Here is a 12,206-nt window from a genome sequence, read left to right on the forward strand (position 1 = left end):
GTTGCGGTTTAGTCGAAAAGGGCATCCAGCAGATCATCCGGCGTGTCGGCACTGATCAGCGTGGCGCACGTCTCGGCGTTGAGAAAGCCCGCCTCGACCGTGTTATCCAGAAACTGTAGCAGGGGATCAAAGAAGTGTTCGTGATTGAGCAGGCCAATGGGCTTGCGGTGCAGATCCAGATAGCGCCAGGTCCAGGTCTCGAAGAACTCTTCAAAGGTACCGATGCCGCCGGGCAGCGTGACAAAGGCGTCACTGGCGGCGGCCATCTGCGCCTTGCGGGTATGCATGTCCGGCACCGTGATCAGCTCTGTCAGGCCCGTATGCGCCACCTCACGTTCGACCAGATGACCCGGTATCACACCAATGACCTCACCGCCGGCGGCCAGGGCCGCGCTGGCACAGGCCCCCATGAGACCGGTATTGCCGCCGCCGTAGACCAGGCGCCCGCCGCGCCGGGCAATGCCCTCGCCGACGGCTTCGGCCAGCTGCTGCCAGTGAGGGGCACGGCCGCTGCGCGAGCCCATGTAAACACAGACGCTGCGGCCCTCAAGGGGCCGGGTATGGCTGTTCATGACGATTCCTGCTGCTGGTGGATCAGAGGGGTGATGCGATCCGGCGCTCAGCCAACGCTTGAGGCCACTTGCGGGTAGTGCTCATCAATCCAGGCGCCGATGGCGTTATGATCGCTGACATGATGAGCGTACTGCGTATGCAGGCAGCGCACCTGCTGCCAGTTGGTAATGCCGCCCACGCCGCGCTCGGTCAGGGCTTTTGTAAAGCCCAGCCGCTCGATCTCGGCGCGCTCGTGCTCGCTGATCCACGACCAGCGCTTTTGCACGTAGGCCTCGTGGCTTTGACGGTAGGCCTCGCGCAGCGCCTCGTTGTCCTGAAGGTGGGCTTCGAGACGCTTGATCACGCCATCGGCTTCAAGATGTGACAGCGCCACGGTCAGCTCGCGACTGCAGAGCCAGTAGAGCGTCGGAAAGGGCTTGCCTTCCACCAGCGGGGCCACACGCAGGGCGAGTGGCGTGCCGCGGCTGTCTTCGGCGCTGACGGCCTGAAGACCGCGCGGTGCGCGGCCCAGCTGCTGTGTAATGATATCGAGCTGGGCGTCGCTGGGGGCGTGGTCGGTACGAATGATCATGATCGGATAGGCGGTTCGACGTGGGCGCAGGGCACACGATCCTGAAAGGAAAAGGAGAGGACACGGTCCGTGTAAAAACGGGTATGCATCATAGACATGCCCCTGGTCACCGGCAAGGCGTGAGCGGCCATCTTATACTGACCGGCAGTCCGGTCGCGACCTTGTCCCTGTTACCCGTTTCGGAGACGCCATGTCACAAGGCGATACCACTGCAACCGCCTGCTGCGCCCTCTGCGCTCGTCAGGGCGTGCCGCTGACGCGTCACCATCTGATTCCGCGTGCCCTGCACGGTCGCAAGCGGGTTCGCAAACGTTTCAGCCGCGAAGAGATGAAAGGCGATATTCTGATGATCTGCCGGCCCTGTCACAGTCATATTCATCGTGTGCTCAGCGAGCGCGAGATGGCCGAGCATTACCACACGCGCGATGCGCTGCTGGCGCAGCCGGAGATTGCCGAGTTCGCCCGCTGGCTTTCCAGTCGGCCGGCCGGCTTCAAACCCAAATCGCCGATCAAGCGCCAGCGCTGAATCCGGGTCGGCGCGTCAGAGAAGACGCTGGGCGCTGTGATCCTGCCAGGCTCTGGGAAGGCGCTCATCGAGTGCCGGGGCAAGCCAGTGCGGCAGGGCGCTGCGGGCCTGATCAAGGCTCTCCCAGCGGCGCAGGCGTACCCATGCCCACGCCCAGCCGTCACACTGCGACGGCGTCTGTGGCATCGGGTGGGCCGGCATCTGGGACAGCAGAAACAGCGCGCTGCGAGCCGCCCAGCCCGGCGGGCGATCCGTACTCGAGTCCGGGGCGGCCCAGCGTCTGAGCGTGTCGCCGTCCGGGTCGCGTTCCGGGTCACCCAGACTGGCGATCCGGGCCGTATCGGCCAGAATGATGCCCAGTTTCTCGGGCGTGGTATCGCCGATTTCGAGCCAGCGTTCGATCAGGGAAGGCAGGCCGGCCATGGCGCTGGTATAAAAGTCGCTATCGGTCATGACGTGTCTACCTGGATAGGGTCAGCTCGGACAAGGATAACGATGCCGCTTTTATTACGACATCATGTGTTCAATCACGCTTCGGTCATGGTCTGACCGAACCTGCATTTCGGGGAGTCTGCATGTCGCACGACAGTGCCGCCTTTGATTTTACGACACCGCTGGATCGGCGTGTGTACCCTACCACCAAATGGCAGCTCTACGATGAGGACGTGCTGCCGCTGTGGGTGGCCGACATGGATTTCGCCGTGGCACCGGCCATTCAAAATGCGCTTGCCGAGCGACTGGCGCATCCGGTCTTTGGCTATACCCACGCCGATCGTGGCCTGAAACAGGCGCTGTGTCAGTGGAGCCTGGCGCGTTACGGCTGGGAGATCGAGGCCGACTGGCAGCACTGGCTGCCCGGTGTGGTACCGGCCCTGCACGTGGCCAGTCTGGCGCTGACCGAGCCCGGCGATGGGGTGCTGACCGTCACGCCCATTTATCCGCCCTTCCTGAAGGTGGCGGACAACACCGGGCGCACTGCCCAGACGGCAACCATGCGCGCGCCAACCTCCGAGGACCCGCTGTGGCGGCTGGATTTCGACGCCATGGAAGCGGCCGTCACGCCCCGCACCCGGCTGCTGCTTTGGTGTCATCCGCACAACCCGACCGGGCGCGTCTTTGATGAGGAAGAGCTGTCCCGACTGGCCGATTTCATCGAACGCCATGATCTGATCGTCTGCTCCGATGAGCTTCACTGCGATCTGATTCTCGATGGCAGTGCGCATCGACCGCTGGCGCATGCCGAGCCGCGCCTGGCCGCGCGCACCATCACACTGTGGGCGGCGTCCAAGACCTTCAACGTGGCCGGGCTGACCAGCGCCTGCGCCGTGATCAGTGATGATGATCTGCGCGCGCGGTTCAAGCGGGGCTGCCTGGGGCTGATGCCCTCGGAAAACATCATGGGCGAGACGGCGGCCAGGGCCGCCTTCGCGGATGGCGAACCATGGCGTCAGGCGCTGCTGGCACAGCTTCGTGACAATCTGGCGCTGATTGAATCCTTTGTTGAGCGCTGGCCGGGCGTGAAGATGAGTGTGCCTCAGGCGACCTTTCTGGCGTGGCTGGACCTGCGTGAGGCAGGCCTGGGCGAGGCGCCCCAGAAGGAAGTGCTCAAGCGTGCGCGGGTGGCGCTTAATAACGGCGCCGATTTTGGCTGGCCCGGCTTTGCCCGACTCAATTTCGGCACCGGACGTGCCCTGCTGGAAGACGCCCTGACGCGAATGGATGCGCTTTTGGGTAACGGCGGCGGACAGTAGAAGTAAAAACGCCCGGCCTCTCTGGAGGCCGAGCGTTTGATGAGGCGGCTGATGATCAGTACAGCAGGGTGAACATGCGGCGACGGTAGGTGACCGTCAGCGGATGATCACCCCCCAGGGCATCGAACACACGCAGCAGCGTCTTGCGCGCGGCGTCTTCACCGTAGCTGCGATCGCGCTTCATCAGCTCAAGCAGACTCTCGAGACCACGCTCATAGTCACCGTCGGCCACGGCACGCAGGGCACGCTGAAACTGCGCGTCGCTGTCATCGCGGTCTGACATCGCCTCGATCTCTTCCGGCGACAGCGCCTCACGGGCGAAATCAACACGGGCACGCACGCCGCGCGCCTTCACGCCGTCACGGTATTCCGGCGGCAGGGCGTCGATGATGCTCAGCGCGTCATCAAAGTGGCCTTCGCGGGTCATGACGCCGGCCATGTCGATGCGATAGTCATGATCGTTGGGGTTTTCGCTGATCAGCTGCTCATACAGGCCGCGGGCCGTGGCGGTATCGCCGGCCTCCAGCGCCTGCTGAGCCTGTTCCTCGAGGCTCTGGCTGCCGCCTTCGGGGGCGGTGATGTGCTTGCCGAGCCATTCGCGAAGCTGGCGTTCCGGCAGTGCCTCATGGAGCTGATCATGGAGCTGGCCCTGAATGATCAGCTTGACGTCGGGCACCGAGCGGATGCCCAGCTGAGCGGCAATCTGCTGCTGCTCATCGATGTTGAGCTTTGCCAGGATAAAGGTGCCCTGATACTCATGGGCCAGCTTTTCCAGCGTCGACATCAGGGTCTTGCAGGACTCACTTTGCGGCGACCAGCTCTGCAGCATCACCGGAATATGCATGGAGCCTTCCAGCACTACCTGCTGGAAGTTGGACATGTCCACGTCAAGGATGAACTGCGAGGCATCGACATCGCCGCCGGCGCTCTGACCGGGCTGTGATGACGGCGCGCCCATGGGTTCACCGGTTTTGGGATCAACGATCTGCATGATGGCAAACTCTCGCTAAGGGGGATTCACGATACGTTCGAATATAGGGGTTTATGGCGCTGGCCGGGGGCGAATTCAAGCCGCCCTGCCAAACAGGGTAGCGAAACACGACATGAAGGCTGGGAGGTGGCAATGAACAATATCGGGATTCTGGAAGGGAGCGCGTCGTGATGCTGGTCAAATGGCTGGCCGGGGTAGTGGCGCTTGTGGCGCTGCTACTGGCGGGGCCTGCGATCGTGTGGTGGCTGGGCGGAATCGATACGCGCACCGGCTGGGCCAATGCCGGACGAGAATCCGCCGGCCTGGCGCCCCGGGCCGAGGCGTTTGAGGGCGCCGTGGTCCAGCTTTACGGGGCGCGTGCCTACAACTGGCGCGGCGCCTTTGCCATGCACACCTGGATTGCCGTCAAGCCGGAAGGCGAGCGTGGCTATACCACCCATGAGGTGCAGGGCTGGCGCCAGCCCACCGTTCGTACGCGCTACGGCGCCCCCGATCGGGAATGGTTCGGGCAGCGCCCGCATCTGCTGGCGGATCTGCGCGGCGAGCAGGCCGCGCGCGCCATCGCCGGTATTGAACAGGCCGTCGATGACTATCCCTGGTCGCAGCGCTATCGCGTCTTTCCCGGCCCCAACAGCAACACGTTTATTGCCTGGCTGATTCGTCAGGTGCCCGAGCTGGATGTGGAGATGCCTTCGCTGGCACTGGGCAAGGATTATCTGATCGATGACACGCGAGCGCTGGGACATTTTTTCGGCCCGACGCCCAGCGGCACGGGCTATCAGCTCTCCCTGTATGGACTGCTCGGGATCATGGTGGCGCGTGACGAGGGGCTCGAGTTCAATCTGCTGGGGCTGGTGTTTGGAGTCGATCCGCTGGACCTGGCCATCAAGCTGCCCGGCATCGGCCGCATCGCGCCGGCACCGCTGTATCAGTCGCAGTACGAATGATGCACGACGCAAGCCGTAGCCGGACACCGGGCAGGGCATTCAAACGCCGGCCTAGGAGCCGGTCATGGAGTCGTCGAGGCACCGATGTTGAAACCAGCAGGGAACCGATGACTCGGGCCATCAGCGGCGTTTGATGCGCTCCCGAGCGACAGACGTCAAAAAGCCGACCCGGAGGTCGGCTTGATCAACGGTTGGTCGCTGGTAGCGGGGGCCGCCGGTGTTGAAATCAACAGGGAACCGACGACCGTTGCGTTCGGACAGTGAGGATAGGGCGTTCCTCAAACACCAGACGTAAAAAAGCCGACCCGAAGGTCGGCTTAATAAACTGTTTGTCGATGGTAGCGGGGGCCGGATTTGAACCGACGACCTTCGGGTTATGAGCCCGACGAGCTACCAGGCTGCTCCACCCCGCATCGACGTGCTGTGCATCTTACGCGATTTTGTTGCGGTGTCAATCGTTGGTGTCAACTTCCTGCAACATTGCCATGAGTGACTCGAGGCGAGGGGCGATATGCTGCCAGTCATCTGCATCGATCGGGCCGCTGGCCAGCAGCCGATTCTGCAGCTGTTCGAGCTCTTCCATGGGGCCGGGCATGTTGCCCATGGCATCATTGAGTCGGGCCACCTGGACATCCAGCCGCCGTGAGGAGTCCTCGCTGCCCAGCGGGGCATCCACCAGCACGGACAGATGCACGCGAAGGTGCTCAAGCCACTCGCGTGCCTTGGCCTGCTCACCGCTTGCGCGACGCTCGTTGCGCAAGCGATGCGCCTCCAGCGCCTGCGAGGAGAGGGGAAGTGGCGTGTCAACGCTGTCGGCGGGCTCGCCGGCCAGCGCCCGGCTGTCGGCGGCCACATGCGCCTCGAGCAGCGGCTGCCACTGCTGCCAGCGCTCGGCCAGCGTGCCCAGTGCCAGGCGATCAAGCCGCTCCCGGCGATCGCGAAGGATGCCTTCCCAGCGCTTGAGCATGCCGGCGGTGCGAGGCCCGTTGGGCAGCGGCATCAGCGCGTCGGCTTCCTTTTCGGCCTCATCGAGGGTTACCTGCTCGGCAGCACTTTCAGGTATCCACCCGTCAAGGCGATCGATCAGGGCCTGCATCTGATCAAGGCGGCTGTCGCGCTGTTGACGCTGCTGATTGCGCTGGGCATTGCGGCGCTCGAAGATGGTGTCGCAGTGCTGGCGAAAGGCGCGCCACAGGGCCTGCTCTTCGCCTCTCGGAGCGCGACCGAGTTCACGCCAGCGGGTCTGCAGCGCCTTGGCCCTGTCGGCCCGGCGCTCGTCATCGATATCGGCGCCTTCCAGCTCGCGAATCTCGTCGACCAGTTCCTGCTTGGCCTGGGCCACGGCACGTGCCTGCTGATCGATCAGGGTCTGCAGGGCCCGCAGTGATTTCGTGAAACGCTGGCGCAGTTCACCTTCCCGGTCGCGCGGTACGGGCGACCACTGACGCCATGCCTCGCGGGCGCGATCGCGAATGGTACGCAGGCTGTCGGGATCGGAGGTGGCCGCCGTATGGTTGACCAGCGTTTCCAGCTGTTCGCAGAGTCTTTCCCGTTCGGCCATGTTCTGTTCGCGCTGCTGGTCGCGGCGCTGATAAAAGCCGGCCAGCTGTTCGCGGACCTGATCGGAGGCCTGACGAAAGCGTGTGGAACGTTCGCGCGAGGCCGCGGCATCCCCCAGCGCCTTCCAGTCGCGCACCAGGCGGCGATGCTGCTGGTCACGGGCGGGCTCATCCATGTCCGCAGCGGCAAGTCCTTCCATTCCTTCGATCAGCTGCTCGCGCTTGGGCGCGGCGGCAAAGTTGCGCCAGTCGCGCAGCTCATGGGTGCGCTGGCCGAGCTGATTGAGCCGGGTCTGCAGGCTGTCACGCTTGTCGACCGGCAGGCGGTGGCGGCGCTGCATCAGGCTGTCCAGCAGCCGCGTGGCTTCCTGGAGCTCGCCGCGATCAAGCTGGTTTTCCAGCTGATCAAGGGATTGCTGGAACTGATCCGGGTCAAGCGTGTTGCGCGACGATGGGCTGCTGTCCGCAGGCGATACGGGCTCGGGCAGGTGCGTGAGCAGGGTCGGGCAGGGCAGCCCCTCCGGCCAGGCAATGGTGCGCTTCAACTGCTCAAGGGTCTGGAAATCGCGGCTGTCGATGGCACTGCTCAACGCCTGCTGGTGTTCTTCAAAGCGCTGCCAGGCTGAGGTCAGTTCGCTCGCCCTTTGCAGCAGCGCTTCAAAATAGTGCTGATCTTCCTGACTCGGGGCGATGCGGTCGGTGAGGTCACGCCACTGTTCGGCCTGCAGCCTGAAATGGGCCTGCAGCTGGGCCACGTCCTGAGCGTCCAGCGTGGCGCGATGCTCAAGGTCCTTCAGGGCCTGCTTCAGCGAATCGATAATCCGCTGGCTGTCGCGGCGGGCCATGTCCATGGCCTGTTCGCGCGCCTGCTCTTCACGCTGGGCGTTGTCATGCTCAATCACCCGCGTGTGTGTGGCCTGTTCGACCTGGTGGAACTTCTGACGCTGTGAGTCATCGGCATCGTCTGCCAGCGATCGCCATTCGCGCACCAGGTGACGGTAGCGCGCCGGCAGCATGGGCTCCCACTGCTGATCTGACAGACGTGTCATGGCCTGGATCAGGTCATCACGACGCTGTTGGCGGGCATCCTGTTCGCGGCGCTGGTCACGGCGCTGATTGAGCCTGTCGCGGGCACCGCGCATGATCTGTTTGTCACGACGGGCCTCACGCGCAAGACGCTCGAGCCCCTCGTCGCTGTCGACGCGCCCGGCTGCGGCCTGACGCACGCTGGCGATCGAATTCTGGCAGGCCTGTTCGATCAGGGCGCCCTCATCCTCGATACGCTCAAGAGCGGCCAGCCTGAGCTGCTGGTTATCGGCATGCGTGGCCATGTGCGTCAGCAGGGCAGGGGCATCGAGCGTCTTTACGACCTGCTGACGCTGCGCCAGCGACAGGAGGGTGCGTTCCCTGCCGGTGAGCGTGTCAAGTAACGTGCGATGCAGGGGCGACCCCGCCTCAACGGTAGTCAGCAGTGTCTGGTAGCGTTCCGGCGTGGCCAGACGGGCGAGGGCGGCATGACGTACTTCGGCATTGTCGTCATGAAGCAGGGTCTCGAGTTTTTCGCGATCGCGCTCGACGGTCAGGCCGGCAATGGCTTCCTGACGGATACGGGGATCGTTGTGACGCCAGCGTGGCGCAAACAGACGTTGTAGAAATCCGGGCATGAGATCGATGTCTTTCCAGGCAACTGGCGGTGGCTGAATACCGGGCGATACGGGCGTATTTGATGTCAGAGGATGATAACAGGCCCGGGGGCGTGTGGCAGAGTTCCCTTTCAGGGGCGTCGGCAACTGGCGACACCTGACAGACGCCGGCACACACCGTATGATCGTGGTCCGGAAACACTATCATCGCTCAGGGCGTTCATTCATTATCCGACAGGAAACCGGGCATGAGTCTCAAGGTGGATCAGACGGCCACTGCCTTTACGTTCAAGGGCGGCATGCTGCCCATGACGGTCATGGAGCTTGCAAGCTCTGACCCCGAACGTATCAGTGCGCAACTGGCAGGCAAGCTTAGTCAGTCACCGGCCTTTTTTCAGCATACGCCAGTGGTATTGAGTGTTGAAAAACTCGATGATACCTCACTGGCGCTGGAGCGTCTTTGCGCCGTATGTCGTTCGCACAAGCTGCTGCCGGTTGCGGTCAGGGGTGGAAGCGAGGGTATCAAACAGTCGGCATGGGCGCTTGGACTGGGCTGGTTTCCACCTCAGGAGTCGCGGGAGTCGCGTACGCTGGCGTCGGTGACGCCGCCACCTTCGCCATCTTCCGTGGCGCAGGACGTCGGCCATGGCGGTCGTATTTTTCGTGGTACGGTACGCTCGGGCCAGCAGATCAGCGCCGCCGAGGGTGACCTGGTCGTCGTGGGTGCCGTCAACGCCGGTGCCGAGGTGCTGGCCGCCGGCAGCATCCACGTGTACGGACCGCTGCGCGGTCGCGCGCTGGCAGGCATCCACGGTGATCGTGACTGCGGTATCTTCTGTCACGAGCTGCATGCCGAGCTTTTGTCAGTGGCCGGCAACTATAAGCGCCTTGAGGATATCGACCCGTCGCTGCTCGATACGACAGTTCAGGTCAGACTGAGAGACGATCAGTTATCCATAGAAGCACTCGTCTGACCACGAAGCCCCTTACAACGCAACAGTTACAGGAAGCGCATTTTGGCCAGGATCATCGTCGTTACATCAGGAAAGGGCGGGGTCGGCAAGACCACCAGCGCGGCAGCCATCGCTACCGGTCTGGCCTTGAGAGGCAACAAGACCGTCGTTATCGATTTTGATGTGGGCCTTCGAAATCTCGATCTGATCATGGGCTGCGAGCGTCGTGTGGTCTACGACCTGGTCAACGTCATTCAGGGCGAAGCGGGTCTTAATCAGGCCATGATCCGTGACAAGCGCTCCGACAATCTCTATATCCTGCCGGCCTCACAGACCCGCGACAAGGACGCCCTGACGCTCGAGGGCGTCGAGCAGGTACTTGAAAAGCTGTCGGAGGATTTCGACTATATCGTCTGCGATTCGCCCGCCGGTATCGAGCGCGGCGCCCAGCTGGCGATGTATTTTGCCGACGAGGCGATTGTGGTCACCAACCCGGAAGTCTCCTCGGTGCGTGACTCCGACCGCATCCTGGGGCTTCTGGCATCCAAGACGCGGCGCGCCGAGCAGGCGCAGGATCCGGTGATCGAGCGGCTTTTGATTACCCGCTATGACCCCAATCGGGTCGACAGCGGTGACATGCTGAATCTGGAAGACATTCAGGAAATCCTGGCAATCAAGCTGATCGGTCTGATTCCGGAATCCGAGGCCGTGCTGCGCGCGTCCAACTCCGGGGTGCCGGTGACGCATGACCAGGACAGCGACGCCGGTCAGGCCTATAGTGATACCGTGGCCAGGCTTTTGGGAGATGAAAAGCCGCTACGCTTCCACCAGCTACAAAAGAAAAGTTTTCTGAGTCGGATCTTCGGCGGGGGGCGTCGGTGAAATTACTGGAGTTTCTAAAGCGTGAGCGCAAGAAGTCTGCCTCGGTCGCCAAGGAGCGACTGCAGATTATCGTGGCACATCAGCGCGGTCAGCGGGGTCAGCCCGATTACATGCCCATGCTGGAGCGTGAGCTGCTGGAGGTCATCCGTCGCTATGTCGAAGTCGAGCAGGATGCCATCAATATCAGCCTGGACAGCGAGGATGACTGTTCGGTACTGGAGCTCAACGTGACCCTGCCCAACCGCGATTGAACCGCCGCTCTTGAGCGCCTCTGCCGATGGCTCCGGTCGTCGCCAGAGGCGTTATCATTGATACCTGCCTGCCCCGTGATCCTTGTCTGGAGCCACTGCCTTGTCGGTCAGCTTTCTCTTTCACGACTACGAGACCTTCGGCGCCGACCCGCGCCGCGATCGTCCCTCCCAGTTTGCCGCCATTCGAACCGATGCGCAGTTCAATGAGATCGGCGAGCCCGAAGTCATCTACTGCCGGCAGAGCGATGACTATCTGCCTCAGCCGGTGGCGTGCCTGCTGACCGGGATCACGCCCCAGCAGGCCTCGCGCCGTGGCGTGCCGGAAACCGAATTTGCCGGGCGCATTCTGGAGATGATGCAGCAGGGCAATACCTGCACGCTGGGGTATAACTCGCTGCGCTTTGATGATGAGGTGACGCGACATCTCTTCTATCGCAACTTCATCGACCCCTACGCGCGCGAGTGGCAAAACGGCAATTCGCGCTGGGATCTGATCGATGCCGTGCGCGCCTTCTATGCGCTGCGCCCGGAAGGCATCGAGTGGCCCCGGCGCGAGGACGGCAGCCCCAGCTTCAAGCTGGACAAGCTCAGCGTTGCCAACGGTATCGAGCACGGCGACGCTCACGATGCGCTGGCCGACGTGCGGGCGACCATCGAGCTTGCAAAACTTTTGCGCGCGCGCAATGAAAAGCTCTTTGACTATCTGCTGGGGCTGCGCGACAAGCGTCGGGTGGCCTCGCTTCTGGATATTAATACCCGAAAGCCCATGCTGCATATCTCGCGGCGCTATCCGGCCAGTCGCGGCTGCAGCGCCCTGATTGCCCCGCTGGCCATGCACCCGACCAATCCCAACGGGGTGATTGTGGTGGATCTGGCCATGGACCCGGCGCCGCTTTTCGAGCTCAGTCCCGAGGCCATTGCCGAGCGTGTCTTTGCCAGCGCCGATGAGCTGGCGGAGGGCACGTCGCGCATTCCGCTCAAGGTGATTCATCTCAACCGCAGCCCGGTGCTGATGCCGATCAAGGCCGTGGACGACACCGTGGCCGAACGTCTCGGTATCGACCGTGAGGCCGCCGAGCGGCACTGGCAGCAGCTTGCCGGCAGTGCCGATATCGCCACCCGCGTGGCGCAGGCGTTCAGCGGTGCACCGCCGGAACCGCCGGCCGATCCCGATCTGATGCTCTATTCGGGCGGCTTTTTCTCCAACAGCGACAAGCGGGAAATGACGCGTATACGGGAAACGCCGGTCGAGGCGCTCGAGGCGCTGCGCCCCTCGTTTCAGGATGCCCGGCTGGAGGAGATGTTCTTTCGTTACAAGGCGCGTAACTATCCCGAAGTGCTGACCTCGGAAGAGCAGACGCGCTGGGAAAGCGATCGCTGGGAGCGCCTGAACGATCCGAAGGTGACCGCGATGACGCTGGCCGGCTTTGCCCGTGAAATCGAGCGGCTCAACGGCGAGCTCGCTCACATGAGCGACAGCGAGCGTCAGTGCATCGAGGAGCTGGTGATGCACGTTGAGGCGATGATGCCGCCGCAGGCCTTTGAATAGGCCTGCGACG

Annotated in this window: 12 protein-coding genes and 1 tRNA gene; 7 read left to right on the plus strand and 6 right to left on the minus strand. The window is 63.1% G+C overall.

All coding sequences use genetic code 11. From position 1 onward, the window contains the following. Positions 1–8 precede the first annotated feature (8 nt). Positions 9–572 carry an LOG family protein gene (locus C8D72_RS11625; protein ID WP_115854610.1) on the minus strand — a complete coding sequence of 188 codons (564 nt, stop codon included), beginning with the start codon at positions 570–572 and terminating at the stop codon, positions 9–11. A 47-nt stretch (positions 573–619) separates the two neighbouring features. Further along, a complete protein-coding gene (locus C8D72_RS11630; RefSeq protein ID WP_115854611.1) occupies positions 620–1,144 on the minus strand; it encodes a DUF501 domain-containing protein in 525 nt (174 codons plus the stop codon). A gap of 190 nt (positions 1,145–1,334) precedes the next feature. Here C8D72_RS11630 and C8D72_RS11635 point away from each other — a divergent pair, with 190 nt between their 5' ends. Next, positions 1,335–1,670, plus strand: coding sequence for a hypothetical protein (locus tag C8D72_RS11635; RefSeq protein ID WP_115854612.1), 336 nt, complete (start codon positions 1,335–1,337; stop codon positions 1,668–1,670). A gap of 15 nt (positions 1,671–1,685) precedes the next feature. On the opposite strand, the gene C8D72_RS11640 is transcribed toward C8D72_RS11635, so the two are convergent. Continuing rightward, complete coding sequence (locus C8D72_RS11640; RefSeq protein WP_115854613.1) at positions 1,686–2,123, minus strand: hypothetical protein; 438 nt, start codon at positions 2,121–2,123, stop codon at positions 1,686–1,688. A gap of 122 nt (positions 2,124–2,245) precedes the next feature. Here C8D72_RS11640 and C8D72_RS11645 point away from each other — a divergent pair, with 122 nt between their 5' ends. Next, a complete protein-coding gene (locus C8D72_RS11645) occupies positions 2,246–3,421 on the plus strand; it encodes a MalY/PatB family protein (RefSeq protein WP_115854614.1) in 1,176 nt (391 codons plus the stop codon). 55 nt (positions 3,422–3,476) lie between these two features. On the opposite strand, the gene C8D72_RS11650 is transcribed toward C8D72_RS11645, so the two are convergent. Further along, entirely contained in the window at positions 3,477–4,412 is a 936-nt protein-coding gene (locus tag C8D72_RS11650; RefSeq protein WP_115854615.1) for a tetratricopeptide repeat protein, read from the minus strand. A gap of 170 nt (positions 4,413–4,582) precedes the next feature. On the opposite strand from C8D72_RS11650, the gene C8D72_RS11655 reads away from it, so the two are divergent. Then, positions 4,583–5,359: a DUF3750 domain-containing protein gene (locus C8D72_RS11655; protein ID WP_115854616.1), complete on the plus strand. Its 777-nt coding sequence runs from the start codon at positions 4,583–4,585 to the stop codon at positions 5,357–5,359. 336 nt (positions 5,360–5,695) lie between these two features. Here C8D72_RS11655 and C8D72_RS11660 read toward each other — a convergent pair. Both C8D72_RS11660 and C8D72_RS11665 read right to left on the minus strand, forming a co-directional pair. Further along, a tRNA-Met gene (locus C8D72_RS11660) sits at positions 5,696–5,772 on the minus strand. A 38-nt stretch (positions 5,773–5,810) separates the two neighbouring features. Beyond that, positions 5,811–8,582 carry a DUF349 domain-containing protein gene (locus C8D72_RS11665; protein WP_115854617.1) on the minus strand — a complete coding sequence of 924 codons (2,772 nt, stop codon included), beginning with the start codon at positions 8,580–8,582 and terminating at the stop codon, positions 5,811–5,813. A gap of 227 nt (positions 8,583–8,809) precedes the next feature. Between C8D72_RS11665 and minC the strand changes: the two genes are divergently transcribed. The 4 genes from minC to sbcB all read left to right on the plus strand — a co-directional run bounded on the left by minC (position 8,810) and on the right by sbcB (position 12,196). Then, positions 8,810–9,535 carry a septum site-determining protein MinC gene (gene minC / locus C8D72_RS11670; RefSeq protein ID WP_115854618.1) on the plus strand — a complete coding sequence of 242 codons (726 nt, stop codon included), beginning with the start codon at positions 8,810–8,812 and terminating at the stop codon, positions 9,533–9,535. Between the two features lie 42 nt (positions 9,536–9,577). Further along, complete coding sequence (gene minD, locus C8D72_RS11675) at positions 9,578–10,396, plus strand: septum site-determining protein MinD (protein WP_115854619.1); 819 nt, start codon at positions 9,578–9,580, stop codon at positions 10,394–10,396. Further along, positions 10,393–10,647 (plus strand): cell division topological specificity factor MinE, encoded by a 255-nt coding sequence (minE, locus tag C8D72_RS11680; RefSeq protein ID WP_115854620.1) that lies wholly within the window; start codon positions 10,393–10,395, stop codon positions 10,645–10,647. Before minD ends, minE begins: the two co-directional genes overlap by 4 nt. Positions 10,648–10,729: 82 nt before the next feature. Next, positions 10,730–12,196 (plus strand): exodeoxyribonuclease I, encoded by a 1,467-nt coding sequence (gene sbcB, locus C8D72_RS11685; RefSeq protein WP_170140585.1) that lies wholly within the window; start codon positions 10,730–10,732, stop codon positions 12,194–12,196. The last annotated feature ends 10 nt before the right edge of the window (positions 12,197–12,206 follow it).

The sequence above is a fragment of the Kushneria indalinina DSM 14324 genome (genome assembly GCF_003385845.1).
Classification (GTDB): Bacteria; Pseudomonadota; Gammaproteobacteria; order Pseudomonadales; family Halomonadaceae; genus Kushneria; species Kushneria indalinina.

Excerpts from the sequence above, each read along its gene's own strand:
- C8D72_RS11625 (WP_115854610.1), bottom strand. The coding sequence starts at position 572 with ATGAACAGCCATACCCGGCCCCTTGAGGGCCGCAGCGTCTGTGTTTAC.
- C8D72_RS11630 (WP_115854611.1), bottom strand. The coding sequence starts at position 1,144 with ATGATCATTCGTACCGACCACGCCCCCAGCGACGCCCAGCTCGATATC.
- C8D72_RS11635 (WP_115854612.1), top strand. The coding sequence starts at position 1,335 with ATGTCACAAGGCGATACCACTGCAACCGCCTGCTGCGCCCTCTGCGCT.
- C8D72_RS11640 (WP_115854613.1), bottom strand. The coding sequence starts at position 2,123 with ATGACCGATAGCGACTTTTATACCAGCGCCATGGCCGGCCTGCCTTCC.
- C8D72_RS11645 (WP_115854614.1), top strand. The coding sequence starts at position 2,246 with ATGTCGCACGACAGTGCCGCCTTTGATTTTACGACACCGCTGGATCGG.
- C8D72_RS11650 (WP_115854615.1), bottom strand. The coding sequence starts at position 4,412 with ATGCAGATCGTTGATCCCAAAACCGGTGAACCCATGGGCGCGCCGTCA.
- C8D72_RS11655 (WP_115854616.1), top strand. The coding sequence starts at position 4,583 with ATGCTGGTCAAATGGCTGGCCGGGGTAGTGGCGCTTGTGGCGCTGCTA.
- C8D72_RS11665 (WP_115854617.1), bottom strand. The coding sequence starts at position 8,582 with ATGCCCGGATTTCTACAACGTCTGTTTGCGCCACGCTGGCGTCACAAC.
- minC (WP_115854618.1), top strand. The coding sequence starts at position 8,810 with ATGAGTCTCAAGGTGGATCAGACGGCCACTGCCTTTACGTTCAAGGGC.